The organism is Portibacter lacus, assembly GCF_021533215.1.
In the GTDB taxonomy this organism is placed as follows: Bacteria; Bacteroidota; Bacteroidia; order Chitinophagales; family Saprospiraceae; genus Portibacter; species Portibacter lacus.
This window is the reverse complement of record NZ_JAJNKA010000007.1, coordinates 38,785-59,171: the sequence shown is the minus strand read 5'-3', so window position 1 is coordinate 59,171 and position 20,387 is coordinate 38,785. Positions and strand designations below refer to the sequence as shown.

Below are 20,387 nucleotides of genomic sequence, written 5' to 3'. Positions count from 1 at the left end.
ATTAATCACCTTAGTGGTTTTCATTCTGCTTCAAATAAAAATTGACGCTAGAATACGAGATATCTTTATCAAGAATAAAAGATTCAAACCTTGAGCTGCAATTATTTGAAATATCTACTTTCTGCACTTGTATTTTTTGGATGCATAGGGGAGCTACAAGCACAAGAACTGCCACTTCAAGTTCTAAGACAGAACGAAGGGCTTACCAGTAATGAAACATGGTCACGTTCGAATTTGTGCGTCGACAAATATGGCTTTGTGTGGATAGGAACGCAGGGAGGCTTGAATCGTTTCGACGGATATGAAATTAAAACTTTCAAAGGAAGTAATACCGGAACCTTAGACATTCCTAATAATAAGATTACCGCAATTATAGAAGATGATTTTGGGCATCTTTGGCTAGGTTCTGAAGAGGAAGGTCTCTTTAAATATGATTTCATCAAAGAATCTTTTCAGCCTTGGCCCAATACACCTGGAGTATCTGACAGTATTAAACTTACCCAAATTAATTCAATCATAGCCGATAGGGATGGCAATTTGTTGATATCTGCTCCTTTTGAGGGGATGTATAAATATGTAATTGATAAGGATTCGTTGATCAGAGTTACTTATTCAAAAGATAAAGACGAAAATAGACTTGTTAATACCGTATACCTGTTAGATAATGGGAATTTGTTAATTCTTGCATTTAAGGGAGCACATTATGGTAATGTAGAAGAAGGTTTCAAAATGTTCGAATTACCACAATGGTATTATTTTCACTCTGCGCTAGAATTACCAGATGAAACCATTCGATTATATTGTCAGCGTTACGGAAAATATTTAAACCTCGATCCACTAAAGGGTACTATTGATACTCTGACAACCTACAACGATTTATTGGTCAGTAGTGCATTCTTGGATAATGACAATAATATATGGACAAGTTTTACTGAAGGCACATTGACGCTCGAACCCTTCGATTCAGATACCATCATCTCCTTTTTTTTGGAAACGGAAATTAACGGGAAGGAAGAAGGCATTAGTATGCTATCCATGAATGAAGAAATAGAAGGAGAAATGTTTTATTCTAGCTATTCTTCAGGAGCCGGGAGTTTTCAAATCACGAATTCTGGTTTTTCTTATCTAGAAAAAGGGAGCATTGGCAATATTCAACTGTACAACGATACTTTGTTTTATTCTGCAGGAAATCATATCAACTTTTTAGATAGGAATGATGTAAAGACGTTACCTTTAAAAAGTCCATCAAAAAATGACATTTGGGGATTTATCATAGATCAGAAAGGGCATTTTTGGGTACAATATACAGATGATGTAAAATTTCAATTTAATGAGTTCAATCGCAAGGGAGATTTGCAAAGTCAAGGTATTACAGGGCATTTTTTTCCACAAATAGAACAACTTTCAGACGGAAATCTTGTGATAGGATGTAAAACATTCGATGATTTTGATCGGAATTATCAAGTGAAATTCATTGGAGAATATTATGAGGAAATCAGTGGAAAGAAATATCCTAATTACAGGACTAAGTATTTTAAAGAATTACAAAATGGAGAAATTTGGCTCTTAACTTTTGCTTCCGGGATTCTGCGTATTTTTGATAACGCTTCGAAGTATGAATTCTTACCTATTGACCCTTTAGGCAATGGAAAGTTAAATAGCAATAATCCTTATTATGCATTTGAAACAAATAATAGCGAAATTCTAGTCTGCACGGATAAAGGCATAAACATACTCTATCCAAATAATCCTAACTTTTTCTACTTGCAGAGTGTAGATCTGAATCTCCAAGACATAAAGGGAATGGTCCAGGATGAAAATGAAATGGTTTGGATTTTGACCAAAGAAAAAATTGGCCGACTTGATCTGGAAACACGAGAACTTTTTTATTATAATATACCGGAGGGTTATGGAATTAACTATGTTGAACCTACAGATGCTGTGATTGATTCCAATGGGATGATATATTATGCTGGGGTAAATGGATTGGTCAAACTTGATCCAAAAGCATTAGAAGCTCAGACCGCTCCTGCTAATATTTTATTCACGGATTTATATTTATCAAGAAATAGAGTTTATCCGAAGGATAGTACAGGAATATTGGATTCGTCAATTCTGCTACAAAATAGTTTTGAAGTAAAATATAAAAATCGAGACATTGGCTTTTCATTTGTTTCTCCTCATGGAAAAAAACTCAATACAAAGTATTTCTATCGGCTACAAGGCTATAACTCAGAATGGCAACAATCCGGTGAAGAAAGAACCATTCATTTTACAAATCTAGACCCAGGTAAATATCGCTTTGAAGTAAAAGCGCAAAGTGGTGGTGGGAAATGGGCAAAGGAAAATGCAGTGATTAATTTTGAGATTGAAACACCATACTACATGCGATGGTGGGCTTATGTGCTATATGCACTATTCATTTCTAGTATTGCCTATGCATTTTATAGATTTAGAATAAACCAACTGATCAAATATCAGCATCTACGAACCAAAATATCTAGTGATATCCATGATGATGTAGGAAGTCTTCTTTCTGGTCTTGCTATGCAAGCTGAAGTGATGTCTTACAGCCCTAAAGATGAAGAGCAAAAAGAGCAGCTTGATGAGATTAGTGAAACAAGTAGGTTGGTCATTGAAAACTTGCGAGATACCGTTTGGGCAATAGACTCTAGAAAAGATCGTTATGAAAATCTGATTTCTCGTATGCAAAATCATGCCGAACAATCTTTGGGCTTAGCAGGACTTAATTTTGAATTTGTACTTAGTGGTTTTTCAGATTCTCAGAAAATTGACCCTAAAAACAGACAAAACGTTTACCTTATCTTCAAGGAGGCAATCAACAATATACATAAACACTCCGATGCCACAGAAGTAATCATCAAATTCTCAAAAACAATTTCAGGCTTAGAATTAAGCATCAAAGATAATGGGACTAAAGCAACTCAAGCATCGAAATCAGATGGACAGGGCTTGTCTAATATGGAAATGAGAGCGGAACAGATCGGAGGGAAACTGACTATAAGTGATGAGGACGGTTGGGAGGTTTGTTTAATTGTTTAATTATGTTAGCACGCTTTAAGGCATGACATCAATTTATTTTTAGATTTCAATTCTAAAGATAAAAAGTTCGCCGTGTTTGTAGAGAAATCTCGCACTAAAGTACGAGGTCCTGTGAGACTCAATCTTTAATGTTAATCTAACTTTAGAAATTCAAATTTCAGGTCTTGATGTTAGCACTTCTAGTGATGAAACCAATTTTAATTCTTGTTCTGAAGTGCCCAAAGGACCTTGGGTTTCAACCCGAGAAATGCATATCATTTTATTCAGAAAATCTCGCACTGAAGTACGAGGTCCTGTGAGACTCAATCTTTAATGTTAATCTAACTTTAGAAATTCAAATTTCAGGTCTTGATGTTAGCACTTCTAGTGATGACATCAATTTTAATTCTTGTTCTGAAGTACCCAATGGACCTTGGGTTTCAACCCGAGAAATGCATATCATTTTATTCAGAAAATCTCGCACTGAAGTACGAGGTCCTGTGAGACTCAATCTTTAATGTTAATCCAACTTCAGGAATTCAGATTTCAGGTCTTGATGTTAGCACTTCTAGTGATGACATCAATTTTAATTCTTGTTCTGAAGTACTAACCTCGTGAATCTACTTCTTTACTTAAATACTCTGCTAACAACCAATGGAAATGGTGAACTCCTTTTTCCCTCTTCGGAGAAAATCTGCCCGACTCATAAAATTTTGATTTCAATCCTTTGTGAACGCCCTCCACAACAAACTCATCCTCTCGTTCTACTTTGTCCAAAAGCGCGCCTGAACCTTGAGCAAGTTTTGATTCATCATAAATGTAGGAGATAAAACTCACCTTGGTTTTGTTCAATGAAATCGGTTTCACAACATTGACAGATAAACCCCAAGGATAAAAATTAAGCATCACATTCGGAAAAATCCAATAGTAATATGCAGAAACATTTCTTCCAAAATCTGGATGTCCTTCTGGTAACGTAAATACATCTTCTGCTTGATCAGTATAACCAATTTGCAAAGTCATATGATCATAAAGTTTAGTCTCATATTGACCATAATCAAGCGCTTCATTCAGATCTTCGTGAACAAAGGGAATGTGAAAACCTTCCAAATAATTATCACAATATAATGCCCAGTGACAGTTAACGATGTATTCCTTTCCATGACTCAGGTCTAGTTTATATTGGTCAATGGGTAAAAAACCGACGCGCTCATTAAGCGTATCCAAAGTCTCTTTTAAGTCAAATGATGGATCTAACGAAACAAAAAGATGCGAAAACCAATGACTAAGTTGAAACTGATGTAAATGATCACACGGTCTAGGAAAATTCAGAGCTTCCTTAAATTCCGGCATAAATCTAAACTTCCCATCCATGTCGAACCGCCTTCCATGGTACTTGCATATTAAGTGCTTTTCCTTGCCAGGATGATGAACAATGATGTTTCCTCGATGGGTGCAAACATTAGAAAGACATTTAATTTCACCTTCACTATTCTTTACCAATACCACTTGTTCTCCATATAAGTCTAAGGGATAAGTATAGCCTGAAAGCGGTAGTAGATCTAGTGAACTTCCCAGCCAATGCCAGCATTTATCAAATACATTATTCACCAATATATCTAAGACTTCTTGGCTTTGATAGAAGGATGCAGGTAAGGTTTCTGCTTTGGTGATATCTGGGTTTATCTTATATCTTTTCATTACTAAATTTAAAATACAATGGAATTGTGATTTCGAGTAATTCCATACCCTAAAGTACGGTTTCCATGCAACACCAATAGATTATCCAGCAACAAAAAACAATTATTCATTAAATCTAGGAGTAAACTAGATAATTTGAATTTTTACTCTTGTGATCAAATAGGTACAAAAAGGTCTCGAGTATTTTACTTTTGTCTATCTTCGGGAATCACAATAGGTATTCATTGCTCAATTCCTTGCCGATCCTTTAACCTATTTAGTAGAATATACTAGTTCACCGCTTTCGATTTTTATACCTTACCTTACTAATCATCAATTGAATAATGAACTACCAGAAATTATATCATATAATACCAGCAGATTTTCAGCATCCTAAAGAGGCAAGTTCTATGATGACACTTAAAAATACAAGTGGTATCGAGAAGGTCGTGAAGAAGTTTTATGATATGGGAATTGAGAATATTATCAAGCTACAATATACTGGTAGTAGTCTGAAATTATCTTATAAATCGTTTCCAGATTTGTATAAACTGACAGAAAGAGCTTGCGAAATTCTGGATGTTAATGATGTTCCAGATTTATATGTTCATCGATCTGACCAATTCACTGCCACAACACTTGGAGTGGACAAACCGATGATCGCAATTTCAACGGAATGCCTTGATAAATTGACCAATGAAGAACTCCTCTTTATGATCGGACGTGAAATTGCACATATCAAATGTCAGCACATTCTCTACCAAGAGATTGGGTTTATCTTTCCTGAATTAATGGATGCATTTTCTGGAATTACCCTTGGCTTAAGTGGAGTACTTTCTTCTGGACTTAAATACACACTCTTTCACTGGGCGCAAATGGCTGAATATACTGCGGATCGTGGTGGACTTTTGGTTTGCCAAAATGTTTATGGAACAAAGAAAATGTTTACCAAGTTAGCAGGACTTCCTGAAAAGTATTGGGCAACATTTGAAGTAGAAGAGTTAGAAACTCAAGCACGTGCTTTCGAGGGTTTTAAAGAAAAAACGTTTGATAAATTTATGCGTTTTCTATATGGAAATAATTTGTGGGCAATAGCAAGAGCTCAAGAATTAATCACTTGGGTAGAATCCGGAGAATATAATAGTGTTCTTGTGAGTAAGAGTAAGGCGTAAGATTTACTCGGATAAAATTTAATCAGCTATAAGGACTGCTAGCTTATGGATTAAATTCTAAAGTCTCACTGTCTACCATATCAACATACCGCTTCATTTTCTTTAGAATAACTTTGAAGTGGTGTGTTTCTTCTTTGGATACAAATGTAATCGCTAATCCAGCTGATTTCGCTCTTCCTGTTCTACCTACACGGTGAACAAAATCTTTCGGCGATCTTGGTAATTCATAATTAATGACATATGGAAGTTCATTAATATCAATCCCTCTTGAGATTAAATCCGTCGCAACTAAGACTTGCACTTTCCCAGACTTAAAGTTTTCTAATGCGCTCATTCTAGCGGACTGGCTTTTCTTTCCGTGTATCGAAACAGCTGGAATTCCGTTTTTACTCAATTTCCCAGCAACTTTATCAGCCTTAATTCCTGATGAAGTAAATACTAAGACTTGCTTCATCTCCTGCTCTCGTATGATATGCCTAAGTAATGGACCTTTTCTTTCGTTTTCTACAAAATAGCCGCCTAGATTGATTAATTCAACATCCTCCTCTTTGTCTTCGATTTCAATGACTATTGGATCTTGGAGTACCACATTCTTTAGTCCTTCTAACTGATCGTTTAATGTGGCTGAAAACAGCAAATTTTGTCTTTTTTTAGGAAGTAGTTTGAATATCTCTTTCATTTCTTCCTGGAAACCAAGATTTAACATCTTATCCGCCTCATCTAACACAAGTATGTTTACTCTTGAAAGATCGACCGCATTCGAACGTTTTAGATCTAGTAATCGTCCTGGAGTAGCAACCAAAATATCTACACCAAATATTGCTTTCATTTGTGGATTAATAGAGACACCGCCATAAACCGCTAGAGTCTTAACTGGCTGAGGAAAATTAAATGATAGTTCTTTAAATACATCGGCCACTTGGACAGCTAACTCTCGTGTGGGTAATAAGACTAAGATTCTAGGTTGTCTGTTTCGCTCACCACTTTTCCTATTGACCAATATATTCAATATCGGTAATACAAAACTAGCTGTCTTTCCTGATCCTGTTCTTGCGATTCCTAATAGATCTCTTCCCTCCATAACTTCTGGGATAGTTTGAACTTGGATGGGAGTAGGGGATTTGTAACCTTTTGATTCAATGTTATCAAGTAAGGAAGGATGTAGATTTAGATTTGCGAAAGACATAAATAAGCTTGTTTTGAAAATGATGCTTAATGGACTATTGTCCAAAAAATTGAAGTGTAATATTACAACTAAAAAATATAGGAGCGTAACTCTGCTCTTCAAAGATGAATAATATATAAAATGTGTTAAAATTGACATTCAAAAAAACTTCCAATTCTCAAGAAAAGACATGAAGACATTTGGAAGCTAAAGGTTTGCAATGTACATTTAGGAAGTCCACATTACTTTTTAGACATATAATCACTAAGCCCTGTTTAAAACATTGACCTATGAAAATCAAACTTTACTTAAGCATTTTCTTAATTTGTACAACTAATCTACTCATAAGTCAAGATAACAATAAGACTTATTTATTTGCTGGTTCTTACACTTCAGGTGAAAAAGCGGAAGGCATTATTGTCTATAACTTTAATCCTGAAACAGGAGCTTTAAATGAAGTAGAAAGAGAAGATGATTTAGTTAATCCATCTTTTTTAACCATCTCACCAAATGGCAAATTCCTATATGCATGCACTGAAACGAAAATGAAGCAGAGCGGATCAGTATCTGCATTCTCAATAGATTCGTTATCTGGTAAAATCGCCTTTATCAACAAACAGAAAACAGCTGGTAAAAATCCAGTTTATGTTACTGTGGACCACACGGGCTCCTTCGTTGTTTCAGCAAACTATACCGATGCTGTAGTTGATTTTTTCATTTGTAATCCAGATGGAAGCCTTCAACAGTCTTCTCAATCTTTCGAATTCGAAGGAAATAGTATCATAAAAGGAAATCAAGATGTAGCTCACATGCATTCCGTAGTTTTTAGTCCTGATAACAATTTCCTATTTGCGCCAGATTTAGGAAGTGATAAAATTCATGCTTTTGACTTTAGCATAAACCGATTTTTAACGCTAGATGAAAAATTGACAGTCCAAACTAATAAAGGTGTTGGCCCTCGACATTTCGTCTTCCATCCCAATAGACGTTATGGATACTGCGTAGAAGAGTTAAGTGGAACGGTAGCTTTTTACACTTATAACGATGGACGATTAAAGCTTTCTAATACCTATCCACTTTATAAAACTGAACAAGACAAGTATGCTTCTGCGGACATTCATATTTCTCCAGATGGGAGATTCCTCTATGCTTCTAATCGGCAAGAAGAACATTCCATCGCTATTTTCGAAATCGATACTGAGAATGGAGAATTAACTATGGTCGGTCATCAATCGACACATGGGGAGACTCCACGTAGTTTTGTAATCGATCCAAGTGGAAAATTTTTATTGGTAGCCAATCAATCTTCTGATCAAATAGTAGTTTTCAGGAGGAATATGGAAACTGGTATGCTTACTAAAATAGGGACTAAATCTGGGCTAAAAGCACCTTCTAGCTTGAAAATGTACCGGTATGGAGGCTGATAACTTTAAATCAGGAAACTAACAAGGTCGCTTGAAAAAAACTCATGGTATCACATAAAGTTTCTTGTCCGATAACCAGCGGATGCTATGAATATTTTTTGATGAAAGTGATTTGCTAATCTACTTGCTGAACTTATCTTAAGACTTAAGCTACGGACTATGGTTCAGCAGTCTTTCCGTTGCACTCCAAGCTTACTGGTCCATTAACATATAAGCTACAAAGCCAGAGAAAAACTCATAGTATCACATAAAGTGATGCTATGAATATTTTTTGATGAAAGTGATTTGCTAATCTACTTGCTGAACTTATCTTAAGACTTAAGCTACGGACTATGGTTCAGCAGTCTTTCCGTTGCACTCCAAGCTTACTGGTCCATTAACATATAAGCTACAAAGCCAGAGAAAAACTCATAGTATCACATAAAGTGATGCTATGAATATTTTTTGATGAAAGTGATTTGCTAATCTACTTGCTGAACTTATCTTAAGACTTAAGCTACGGACTATGGTTCAGCAGTCTTTCCGTTGCACTCCAAGCTTACTGGTCCATTAACATTTAAACTACAAAGCCAGAGAAAAACTCATGGTATCACATAAAGTTACTTGTCCGATAACCAGCGGAACTTGTCCGATAACCAGCGGATGCTATGAATATTTTTTGATGAAAGTGATTTGCTAATCTACTTGCTGAACTTATCTTAAGACTTAAGCTACGGACTATGGTTCAGCAGTCTTTCCGTTGCACTCCAAGCTTACTGGTCCATTAACATATAAGCTACAAAGACAGAGAAAAACTCATGGTTTCACATAAGGTTACTTGTCCGATAACCAGCGGAACTTGTCCGATTACCAGCGGATGCTATGAAAGTTTTTGATGAAAGTGATATGTTGATCTACTTGCTGAACTTATCTTAAGACTTAAGCTACGGACTATGGCTCAGCAGTCTTTCCGTTGCACTCCAAGCTTACTGGTCCATTAACATATAAGCTACAAAGCCAGAGAAAAACTCATGGTTTCACATAAGGTTACTTGTCCGATAACCAGCGGAACTTGTCCGATTACCAGCGGATGCTATGAAAGTTTTTGATGAAAGTGATATGTTGATCTACTTGTTGAACTTATCTTAAGACTTAAGCTACAGACTATGGCTCAGCAGTCTTTCCGTTGCACTCCAAGCTTACTGGTCCATTAACATAGAAGCTACAAAGCCAGAGAAAAACTCATGGTTTCACATAAGGTGATCTGATGGTGCAAGGTCCAGAGGACCGAATTTGTCTGTAACTACAGATAGAGATAACGCTGAGGTGCAGCGCACCGGCTTTGTGTTGTACATGATAATCTTACACATTTCTCCCTTTTTAATTTTCGAAAAAATTATGTCAATACAATATCATATCTTAGTCCGATAATAATTAATCATTAAAAGCAAATATTATGGGCAAAGGTCAAGATGCAAAGAAGAACGTAAAAAAGGAGCCACTTAAAACTGCTAAAGAGAAAAAAGCAGAAAAGAAACTTAAAAAAGCCAGATAAATTTTACGGAATATTAAAAAAGCTATGCACAACAAAGCCTGTTCTGCATAGCTTTTTCATTTAGATCAATGAATTGCTCTACCTAACAGCAAAGTTCATTTTCAACAACGAGTATATCAAAAAGTCCAAATTCCTAATAGAATTCAGTTCAAAACAATATTTTATCATTCCATCTTGGAGAGAGTTAATTTACTTCTGTAAATTGTTCTAATGAAATAAGGAAGAAGTAAGCAAATTGGAAAAGGAAGAAACATATTGGACTACTTGTACGGAATGCAAAGGGCGCGGTAAAATAAGTAGAAAGCTCAAAAAGAAAGTGCGTCTTCGCTATCAAAAAGCATTAGAAGAATTTGAAAAATCCAATAAAGAAGGACCAGCTCCCATTCGGCCTAAAAGAAACTTGGTATTATGTTTAGCATGCAAAGGAAGTGGTTTATCTGCCTCACATCAATTTCCTATACCAGATAAAAAACAATATCCACATGTAGCGATTATCGGCGGAGGAATAGGCGGAGTTGCCCTTGCCGTGGCTTGCCTTCATCGTGGAATTCCATTCACATTATATGAACGAGATAACAGCTTTGATGAACGATCTCAAGGATATGGTCTTACCTTGCAACAAGCTAGTAAAGCGATTCAAGGATTAGGTATCGTTTCATTAGCAGAAGGAGTCGTTTCTACAAGGCATGTGGTGCATACAACCGACGGAAAAATAATCGGGGAATGGGGCATGAGGAAATGGATCGAAGCAGGCTCGCAAAAATCACCCAAACGCACCAATATTCATATTGCACGACAGTCATTACGCTTAGCTTTGTTAGATCAACTCGGTAGTCATGAAAAAGTCCAGTGGGGACATCAATTACTAAATTATAAGGAAGTAAAAGGGCAAGGTGTCCATCTCACTTTTAAAGTTGGCGAAGAAGTAAAAGAAGTCAAAGCTGATCTCGTAGTTGGTGCCGATGGTATCCGAAGCACGGTGAGAAGATTATTAATTGGTGAAGAAATCACACCATTACGTTATTTGGGATGTATTGTAATCTTAGGTATTTGCCCATTGATAAACCTTGAAAACACTGATCATTCCTTATTAGATTCAGCAACGGTATTTCAAACTGCGAATGGGAATGAACGAATCTACATGATGCCATTTACGAAAGATACGGTCATGTGGCAACTCAGCTTTCCGATGAATGAAGCTGATGCAAAACATTTAAGTGCGAAAGGTCCTGAAGCACTTATGGCAGAGGCATGTATAAGAACTCAATGGCACGACCCTATACCACAGATTCTAGAAGCTACCAAACCTACAGATATTTCAGGTTATCCAGTATATGATAGAGCCTTACTCACTTCAGATTTGTTAGATCAAGGTGAGCATCTAACATTGATCGGAGATGCAGCACATCCGATGAGCCCTTTCAAGGGACAAGGCGCCAACCAAGCACTACTTGATGCTTTATCACTAGCACGGGCAATTGCTAAAGGTTGCCACCCATTTTCTCAGTGGAGGGAAGTTGGAATTAGAGAAAGTGTGTTAAAAGCATTTGAAACGAAGATGCTAGCTCGAAGTGCTACCAAAGTGAAAGATTCGGCAGAAGCAGCACGTTTTCTTCATTCAGAAATTGTACTCCATGAAGGTGATGAACCAAGAGGTAAATGCTTGAAAAATAAGGATGTTTAAGCATTATGTTTGATAATAGCTTTCAATTATAAGTTTTTAAATTGCCAATGTAACTACTAAAAAAGTAATCTACCTTTCCAAGAAAATATTAGATCAGCAATCGAAAATGATAACCTTTCAGAATTTTCCTTTAATTTAACTGACCTAAATTAAGTAGGAATGAAAAGTTATAGTTCTGGTCCTAGCACCATCCCTTTGTTAGGAGTAACCATTGGTGATAAATTTGATGAAATTGCAGCTCGATATCCTGAAAATGAGGCGCTAATCGTTACCCACCAAAACATTAGATGGACTTACCAGGACTTACTGCATCAAGTTAATGAATGTGCGAAAGCTCTGATGGCTTGTGGAATAGAAAAAGGAGATCGTGTAGGAATATGGGCGCCTAACCGTTCTGAGTGGACTGTTCTTCAGTTTGCAACAGCAAAAGTTGGGGTTATCATGGTCAATATCAACCCATCTTACCGAATGCATGAAGTAAAATATGCGCTCAATCAATCTGAATGCAAATTACTTGTGCTTGCAGAAAAATTTAAATCATCATTCTATACTCAAATCATTCAAGGTCTAGCACCTGAAATAACTAAAAGCCCGATTGGGCATTTACAATCTAAGGAATTACCAGCATTGAAATTGGCGGTTGCATTAACAGATCATCCGCCACATGGTTTTTTATCTTGGAATAATTTCATGTCTAAGTCTTCAGAAATTGAAGTAGAAAAAATGAAGGAAAGGCAGAATAGTCTATCCTTCGACGACCCGATCAATATTCAATATACCAGTGGTACAACTGGATATCCGAAAGGTGCGACTTTGAGTCATCACAACATCTTGAATAACGGGTATTTCGTGGCCAGAACAATGAATTTCTCTTCTAAAGATCGATTGATAATCCCTGTTCCTTTATACCATTGTTTTGGAATGGTTATGGGCAATTTAGGTTGTATGACGCATGGAGCGACTATGATATATCCGAGCGAAGGCTTCGAACCATTAGCCGTGTTGCGAACTGTTGAGCAAGAAAAAGCTACGGCACTTTTCGGAGTACCGACAATGTTTATATCAGAATTAGAACATCCAGAATTTGCAAACTTCAATTTGAAAAGTCTACGAACTGGCATCATGGCTGGTTCTCCATGTCCTATAGAAGTTATGAAAAAAGTACAATCTGTTATGCATATGAGTGAGGTACAGATTGCTTACGGCATGACTGAAACCAGTCCTGTAAGCACTCAGACTAAAATGGGCACTTCCCTCGAGAAACAGGTAAGCACAGTCGGTCAAGTTTCTCCACACATAGAAGTAAAAATCATAGATGAAACGACGGGTTTACTCGTTCCAGTAGGCGTACCTGGAGAATTGTGTACACGAGGTTATAGTGTAATGTTAGGCTATTGGAATGATCCTGATAAAACCAAAGATGCAATTGATGCCGCGAGATGGATGCATACTGGTGATATCGCTGTCATGGATGACGAAGGCTTCATCAGCATCGTAGGTCGAATAAAGGACATGATTATTAGAGGCGGGGAAAACATTTACCCAAGAGAAATAGAGGAATTTCTATATGCTTATCCTAAAGTCAGTGACGTTCAAGTAATCGGTGTTCCGAGTATCAAATATGGAGAAGAAGTAATGGCTTGGATCAAAGCAAAAGATGGTGTCGAAATCACCTCCGAAGAATTAACCCTTTTTTGTAAAGGTCAAATCGCACATTTCAAAGTTCCAAAATATTTTAAATTTACCGATGATTTCCCGATGACTGTGACTGGTAAAATTAGAAAAGTGGAAATGCGTGAAATTAGTACAATTGAATTAGGCTTGCAGGATATAGAAAAGTTTTAAATTGACATGCATCCAAACTTAGTCTTCTAGACATGACCATCCAACCTAATTAGAATTTTAAATAAAATAACGTGAAAGATCTTTATCATTTTTTCAATGCCATCTCCCCAATTCAACAACGAACTTGGGAAATTCTGGAACCCATATTTTCCATAACTACCTTAAAAAAAGGTGAATATTTTATAGAAGAGGGTAGAGTGGCTAAAAAATTTGGATTTCTTACATCTGGAGTAATCAGGGCATTTTATAGAAGTGAAGACGGTCAAGAATACAACAAGCATTTCTTTACAGAAAACAATATGATTGGCGGATTCTCCTCTTTGATTTCTCAACTGCCGAGTCAGATAAACCAGCAAGCATTAACGGATTGTAACATGCTTGTCGGGAATTATAAATCGCTCATTGATAAACTAGATGATCATCAAGATCTGGAAAGACTGCTCCGCAAAATATCAGAACAATACTTCGTTGATAAAGAAAAGCGCGAAGTAGAAATTGTACTCTTGGACGCAAGTAAACGATATGCCATTTTCCAAGATGAATATCCTAATCTTGAACAAATTATTCCGCAATACCATATTGCTTCCTACTTAGGTATCACTGCAACCCAACTCAGCAGAATTAGAAGCAAAAATAGAAAGGCCTAGTATTTCTTTACATATGTAAATGTTTTCTACACTTACAAGCAACATCTTTGTTCTATCATCAAAAACAAAGAAGATAATCATACTGAAGGAAGATGCTTTCTTCACATTGATTAATTGTAAAACACTAAAAACATAATGTAATGAATAATGAAAAAACCACTTTCATCAATCCTAGTAATTTATTTAATCCACAGAATTACGGTTTCTCTCATGTTGCTAAAATCTCAGCACATAAAGAACTATTCTATTTTTCAGGTCAATGGGCTTCAGACGAAAATGCCCAACTCGTTTCCGAAGATTTCGAAGAACAAGTGAGACGCACGGCATCTAATATTAAAGAAACGCTAAGTGCTGTTGGCCTGAGCATAGATGATGTGGTTAAGCAAACAGTCTATATTGCGGATTTCACTCCAGAGAAAAAGCAAATTCTTGTTGCTGTTGCAGCTGAAGAGTGGAAAGCCAAAAACTTCCCTGCCAGTTCTATTATTCCTGTTCCGGTTATGGCTACAACACCAAACTGTTTAATTGAAATAGAAATCATAGCTGCTAAATAATCTCTATATGAAACAAATGATCATGCTAACTATTTTAAATATCTCAGCAACTGCTCTCTCCGCACAACAAAAAAGTATTCTTTTCGTGATGAGTGCTGCTGACACTTTAGAACTTAATCAGGGAAAAAAACTAAGACAAACTGGAGTCTTTCTTAATGAATTTTATCTAGCCTACCATGCTGTTACAAATGCGGGATACTCGGTTGATTTCGCAACACCTGACGGCGTGGTAGCAACCATAGACAATGAGAGTTTAAACGATAATTATTGGAAAAATAACTTAACGCTAAAAAAGGAAGCCATTGAGTTTGTAGAAGAAAATTCTTCCTATCATCATCCACTTTCACTGCAGGAAGCTTTTCAGCAAAAAGAGAAATATTCAGGCCTAGTTATTCCTGGTGGACAAGGATTGATGATTGATTTAATTCATGATCTCTATATTCCTGTGCTCTTGAAGTATTTTGCTTCAGAAAAGAAACCAACAGGACTTATCTGCCATGCGCCTAGTTTAATTTCTACTATTCCGAAGGATAAGAATCCATATATTGGTTTTAAGGTAAATTCTGTTTCGCCTTTTGAAGAGTTTGTAATCGAACGATTTATTATGAAGGGAATACCTGAGAATAGAAAAATAGCTAGGCAATTGAGAAAAATGGGAATAAAGTACAAGCAAAAATTACCTAAAGCCGACTTCGCTGTTAAGGACAGGAATCTAGTGACCAGCCAAAATCCTTATTCAAGTCAATCATTTAACGAACTATATCTAGAAGCACTAACAGAATACGAAGGTGAGCAATAGGTTAGAAGGTTATCATTTAAAAACATACTACTGATTATGGCTGAAGATGGAGAACAAGTATTCGTATCCCTCCGAGCATTTAATTAAAATCTTATAACTTGTCATTTGTAATAGAAGATCATTAAATATTTTCAAGAAAAAAGATGACACTTACCATAAACTATACAGGAGACATTGGGGCTGGAGAAATAATAATAACATTAGAAAATGACGCACTTTTAAGTGATTTAATTAGATCATTTCATGAAGCTATTAATGTTCGAGACACCTACACGATCCACGGAGGAGCTCCGCCGAATAGAAGGGCAATGACGGTTACTTATAACTATCAGATTAATAGACGTGGCGGATATGATAGGCATTCTTCTGACTACATTTCTAGCCTAGGAATTACCGATGGAGATTCCGTAAAATTAGTCGTTGGAGGTGGAGGAAAAGTTGATTAGGCTTAACTATAAAAGCACAGATCCTTTACAATTTGCATTGCTATTAAAGGATTCAGCTGATGAGATTTATATCATTGAAAGTTTTCCAAGTGACGATAGAATTCTTGAAAATTTCATTTGGGAAATAGGTCGTCCAATTGAAGAAAACAGAAATCCGCATAGTGATATTACTTTCGAAGTCAGCGTTACCAAGAAAGATAAGCTATTTACCTCTTACGCCACCTCGAATTATCACTTCCCGCTGCATACTGACTGCTCGGATCTGATAGCAGTTCCTAATGCTTTAGCCATGCTATGTGTCACACCAGCGACGAATGGAGGTGATAGTATTTTGGTCTACATTGATGATGTTATTTCTCAATTTTCAGCAGAGGAAGTTGCATTTTTATTGGAGAAGAAATGGTTGTTTCGAAAAATTTGGAGACCCATTTTAAGCAAAACAAATACTGGATATAGCGTATGTTATAATCGAATCACGATGGAATCTTATGCGAAATTGACCTCTTCAGAGCTAGCATTTCTGAATAAATTCGATGAAGTCCTCAACTTAAAAGCCATCAATTTTAAGCTAAAATCAAATGAACTACTTATCATCAGGAATGACAAATTCCTACATGGCAGAACCGAATTTTCCGAAAACTCCGATAGACTCCTCAGAAGAATAAGATTCAATGTCTAACTCTCCTGATGCCAGCATTATTCTGATTGCAGCACATTAAGTAATGACAAAACTTTTACTCGATAACCAACCAGCCACTTTTTATTAATTTTCATTACTTTACTAGCGCAAGTTAATCGAAAACAGCTAATAGAAATTTTACAAAATGAAGAGAAACAGAGAAAATTGGCAGAATTTCAAAATTTACGGAGTCATCATTCTTCTTCCTTTGCTATTTTTCTTAGATCAAAAAATAGATAAAAACCAAACCTACGACGTGATCATCGACACAGATCTTGGCGGAGATCCAGATGATATCCAATCCTTATTTAGAGCTGTGCACTATTCAGATATTTTAAAAATTAAAGGAATTATATCTACTCCCAACTCAGATAAAGATCATCATACTTGGGATACAATAAAAAACACGGAACTCATCAATCATTGGATTAAACGAATTGACGTCAACCATTTACGTGACAAGGGATTCCCAGAATTAATGCAAGAAGAAGATTTGCTTTCCATCATTAAACCTGGTGCTAACCTTCCTCATCCACCTGTGGCTAATGGAGCTACAGAAGGTTCTAACTGGATCATTAAAACTGCAAGGAAATACACAAAAGAAAAGCCAATCTGGATCCTTGTTTGGGGAAGTTTAACCACAACAGCACAAGCACTCTATGATGCACCAGATATAGCAGATAAAATCAGAATTTATGTGATCGGATCTTCTAATACTTTACACGATATTCCTAGCAGAGATTTTGTTTTTAATTTTATGAAAAACGATTATCCCGAATTATGGTGGATAGAAAATGGAACTTTACCGAAGGGGAGCCATGAAACTTTTCGTGGCGTTTATCAATCAGGAGTTCAAAAAGGTGAATGGTCATATACCGAATTCACATCTGCCAATATTCGAAATCATGGCTCATATCACAATGGTCTATTTAAAGAAAAGTGTGGTGATGTGTTTCCGCTAGCTAATTATCCAAAGAACAGTCTGAAAGAAGGGGACAGTCCTTCCTTATTATATTTGATCTCACCCGTGATCGGTGGAGTGGGGAATGTCGATGATCCAACGATGGAAAATTGGGGAGGACAATTTATGCCGTTGGACAGTATAAAATACCCTAATTATTATATCGATCTGGACAAATCTCCAGAAGCTTGTCAGATGACCATTGGGAAATGGCGACTAGATATAATGACAGACTGGAAAATGCGCTGGGACAGGTATGGGAATGAATGACGCGGTCAGAAATAGAAAATTTATGGTATACCTATATCTTGTAAATGAAAAACTGATTTTTTCGCAATCAATTAGATTTTAGCAATAACTGAATTAAAGAAGAATGGATAATATTAAAATACGAAAGAGAAAGCAAGTAGCGAAAGGAGAGACGCTTTTAAGCCATGGAGATATTGCAACTTATGCCTATAGAGTGGAAAGTGGATGTTTGAAAAGTTATGTAATCGATAATTCGGGAAAAGAACATATTCTTCAGTTTGCCCCTGAAGGATGGTTGATTTCAGATGTGGACAGTTTTACCAATAACAAACCCACTGTTATATTTATAGAAGCCATAGAAAATAGTGAGGTTTCTTTCATTGGCCAAGAGGATTACAGAGATTTTTCTAGATTGGATAAAGATGTCCTTATTGAAATGAGTAAAAAATATCGCAATAATATGATTGCGACACATAAACGAATAATTGCTTTACTAAGTGCTACTGCAGAGGAACGCTATGTCGAATTTACAGAGACTTACCCAACGCTTGTACAGCGACTTCCACTTAAACTGATCGCCTCCTACATTGGAATTACACCTGAATACCTAAGCGACCTAAGACGAAAAATCGCAAAAAAATAGACTACCCATGCATTTCTTAAGGTATCTTAATTTTTAAGCGCTTTCCTGACTGTAGCTTTGTGTCATTATAAACAATTAAATATTTACAAATGACGAAAGTTAAATTTTTAGGAATGATATCAGCTGTTATCTTTCTATCTGCATTTACAATCAGCAGCACGGTCTCTTGGAAAATAGCGGACGACTTTTCTATAAAATTCAGTAGCAAAGATCCGACGGGTGCTTTCACAAAACTTACTGGTGATATTCAATTTGATGAAAATGATTTATCAGCTGCAAAATTTGATGTTAAAATAGATGTCGCTTCTATAAACACTGGAAACGGTATGAAGAACAAGCACGCTGTTAGCAAAAAATGGTTTGATGCAGATCAATATCCTACGATCAATTTCACATCAGAGAAATTTACAAAGACAGACTCTGGATATGAAGTGACAGGAACACTAGAAATGCATGGCGTTCAAAAGGAATTTACCATGCCATTCACCTTTAATAATAATGTTTTCGAAAGTAGTTTCTTAGTCAATAGAATGGATTTTAACATTGGCACAATGAAAGGAATGTCTAAGAAAGTTCCAGCTGAAATCCAATTAGATATAGCTGTACCCGTTACCAAGTAATCACTTAGAAAAATTTAGTATTATGAAACAATTACTTATTCACGGATTAGTAGCTGGACTGCTATCAGGTATTGCGGGTATTATATATCTAAATATTTACCAAGGTGCTTTCGGAGTTAATTATAGTCAAGTAATCAACATCGGATCTATCATAGGCGCTAGCATTATCGGCTGTATGCTGATGACACTAGGATATGCGGCCTTAATTAAATTCAATAAACTTAAATGGCGAGGATGGCTAAATATCCTGATCGCTGTTGCTTCATTTGCCAGCATCATTAGTCCTATCGGAATGAGTTTGCCACTGAGTATTGAATTTCCGGAACTTTTCCCAGGTTTAGTTGTACCCATGCACTTTTTTCCAGCATTGGCATTTCTGAGCATTTACCCATTTTTTTCAACTAACATTAAAAATTAATATATAATGACAAATCAAAACAGCAATAAAATAATTCATATTTCACTGTGGGTTGCACAAGTTTTACTCGCAATCATGTTCATCATGGCGGGAGTTATGAAATCCTCTCAACCTATAGAAGTTCTAGCAGAGTCTTTGCCATGGGTATTATCTACTCCAGCAGCTTTAGTCCGATTTATCGGTGTAAGTGAATTGCTAGGCGGCTTAGGGTTAATACTCCCTGCATTACTTAGGATAAAGCCTTTCTTAACAGTATGGGCTGCCCTAGGATTAGCACTAATTATGGTTTTAGCAGCTATTTTTCACATTATGGAAGGTGAATATTCAGTCATCGGAATGAATTTCCTATTTATGGCGATTGCTATATTCGTAGCTTGGGGTAGAAGTAAAAAAGTTGTTATTCAAGCTAAATAATGAGATGCTTAAGCAAATACAAATGAAATAGTTCACTAACTGTTTCATTTGTATTATGCTTAAAAGAAACTACCACTTGTAATCTAATATCTAAATAAAGGTCAATGGCAAGCAAAAAAGAGTTTAAAAGTAATTGTGACGATGAAGGTGGAAAATTAATGCCTTTGGTCAATTTTAATAGTTGCGGAGCAAAAGAAGATTGTGTCGCAATATGTCCATACGATGTATTCGAAATGCGTCCGATAACTGATGATGATAAATCCAAATTGAACTTAAAAGGAAAAATCAAGACCTTCTTTTTTAAAAATAAAGCATATCTCACAGATCCCGCATTATGTCATGCTTGCGGTCTATGCGTTCAGGCATGTCCTGAAAATGCGATCAAACTTGGCAAATTCATACCTTAAATCA

General features: G+C 36.3%; 18 protein-coding genes. 16 read left to right on the top strand and 2 right to left on the bottom strand.

Annotated elements, in window-relative coordinates; all coding sequences use genetic code 11:
• Positions 1-105: 105 nt before the first annotated feature.
• Positions 106-3,063 carry a sensor histidine kinase gene (locus L2586_RS13215; protein WP_235293384.1) on the top strand — a complete coding sequence of 986 codons (2,958 nt, stop codon included), beginning with the start codon at positions 106-108 and terminating at the stop codon, positions 3,061-3,063.
• 585 nt (positions 3,064-3,648) lie between these two features.
• Here L2586_RS13215 and L2586_RS13210 read toward each other — a convergent pair.
• Positions 3,649-4,743 (bottom strand): aromatic ring-hydroxylating oxygenase subunit alpha, encoded by a 1,095-nt coding sequence (locus L2586_RS13210; RefSeq protein WP_235293383.1) that lies wholly within the window; start codon positions 4,741-4,743, stop codon positions 3,649-3,651.
• A gap of 323 nt (positions 4,744-5,066) precedes the next feature.
• Here L2586_RS13210 and L2586_RS13205 point away from each other — a divergent pair, with 323 nt between their 5' ends.
• A complete protein-coding gene (locus L2586_RS13205; RefSeq protein ID WP_235293382.1) occupies positions 5,067-5,894 on the top strand; it encodes a M48 family metallopeptidase in 828 nt (275 codons plus the stop codon).
• Positions 5,895-5,937: 43 nt separating this feature from the next.
• On the opposite strand, the gene L2586_RS13200 is transcribed toward L2586_RS13205, so the two are convergent.
• The gene (locus L2586_RS13200; protein ID WP_235293381.1) at positions 5,938-7,080 is read right to left on the bottom strand and encodes a DEAD/DEAH box helicase; all 1,143 of its coding nucleotides are present in this window, start codon (positions 7,078-7,080) and stop codon (positions 5,938-5,940) included.
• Between the two features lie 269 nt (positions 7,081-7,349).
• Between L2586_RS13200 and L2586_RS13195 the strand changes: the two genes are divergently transcribed.
• The 14 genes from L2586_RS13195 (at position 7,350) to L2586_RS13130 (ending at position 20,383) form a co-directional block, all read left to right on the top strand.
• Positions 7,350-8,483 carry a lactonase family protein gene (locus L2586_RS13195; RefSeq protein WP_235293380.1) on the top strand — a complete coding sequence of 378 codons (1,134 nt, stop codon included), beginning with the start codon at positions 7,350-7,352 and terminating at the stop codon, positions 8,481-8,483.
• A gap of 1,769 nt (positions 8,484-10,252) precedes the next feature.
• Entirely contained in the window at positions 10,253-11,701 is a 1,449-nt protein-coding gene (locus L2586_RS13190) for an FAD-dependent oxidoreductase (RefSeq protein WP_235293379.1), read from the top strand.
• A gap of 159 nt (positions 11,702-11,860) precedes the next feature.
• On the top strand, positions 11,861-13,546 hold the full coding sequence (locus L2586_RS13185) for an AMP-binding protein (RefSeq protein WP_235293378.1): 1,686 nt from the start codon (positions 11,861-11,863) through the stop codon (positions 13,544-13,546).
• 71 nt (positions 13,547-13,617) lie between these two features.
• The gene (locus tag L2586_RS13180; RefSeq protein ID WP_235293377.1) at positions 13,618-14,193 is read left to right on the top strand and encodes a Crp/Fnr family transcriptional regulator; all 576 of its coding nucleotides are present in this window, start codon (positions 13,618-13,620) and stop codon (positions 14,191-14,193) included.
• A gap of 140 nt (positions 14,194-14,333) precedes the next feature.
• Positions 14,334-14,747: a RidA family protein gene (locus L2586_RS13175; protein WP_235293376.1), complete on the top strand. Its 414-nt coding sequence runs from the start codon at positions 14,334-14,336 to the stop codon at positions 14,745-14,747.
• 7 nt (positions 14,748-14,754) lie between these two features.
• On the top strand, positions 14,755-15,546 hold the full coding sequence (locus L2586_RS13170) for a DJ-1/PfpI family protein (protein WP_235293375.1): 792 nt from the start codon (positions 14,755-14,757) through the stop codon (positions 15,544-15,546).
• A 143-nt stretch (positions 15,547-15,689) separates the two neighbouring features.
• Positions 15,690-15,992: a hypothetical protein gene (locus tag L2586_RS13165; protein WP_235293374.1), complete on the top strand. Its 303-nt coding sequence runs from the start codon at positions 15,690-15,692 to the stop codon at positions 15,990-15,992.
• Positions 15,973-16,671, top strand: a complete 699-nt coding sequence (locus L2586_RS13160; protein WP_235293373.1) for a TauD/TfdA family dioxygenase — start codon at positions 15,973-15,975, stop codon at positions 16,669-16,671. The genes L2586_RS13165 and L2586_RS13160 overlap by 20 nt, the downstream gene beginning before the upstream one ends.
• Before the next feature lie 145 nt (positions 16,672-16,816).
• Positions 16,817-17,902, top strand: a complete 1,086-nt coding sequence (locus L2586_RS13155) for a nucleoside hydrolase-like domain-containing protein (protein WP_235293372.1) — start codon at positions 16,817-16,819, stop codon at positions 17,900-17,902.
• A 103-nt stretch (positions 17,903-18,005) separates the two neighbouring features.
• Complete coding sequence (locus tag L2586_RS13150) at positions 18,006-18,524, top strand: Crp/Fnr family transcriptional regulator (protein WP_235293371.1); 519 nt, start codon at positions 18,006-18,008, stop codon at positions 18,522-18,524.
• An 89-nt stretch (positions 18,525-18,613) separates the two neighbouring features.
• Positions 18,614-19,144, top strand: a complete 531-nt coding sequence (locus L2586_RS13145; protein WP_235293370.1) for a YceI family protein — start codon at positions 18,614-18,616, stop codon at positions 19,142-19,144.
• Positions 19,145-19,166: 22 nt separating this feature from the next.
• A complete protein-coding gene (locus tag L2586_RS13140) occupies positions 19,167-19,562 on the top strand; it encodes a hypothetical protein (RefSeq protein WP_235293369.1) in 396 nt (131 codons plus the stop codon).
• Positions 19,563-19,568: 6 nt separating this feature from the next.
• Positions 19,569-19,976: a DoxX family protein gene (locus tag L2586_RS13135; protein ID WP_235293368.1), complete on the top strand. Its 408-nt coding sequence runs from the start codon at positions 19,569-19,571 to the stop codon at positions 19,974-19,976.
• A 104-nt stretch (positions 19,977-20,080) separates the two neighbouring features.
• On the top strand, positions 20,081-20,383 hold the full coding sequence (locus tag L2586_RS13130; RefSeq protein WP_235293367.1) for a 4Fe-4S dicluster domain-containing protein: 303 nt from the start codon (positions 20,081-20,083) through the stop codon (positions 20,381-20,383).
• Positions 20,384-20,387 lie beyond the last annotated feature (4 nt).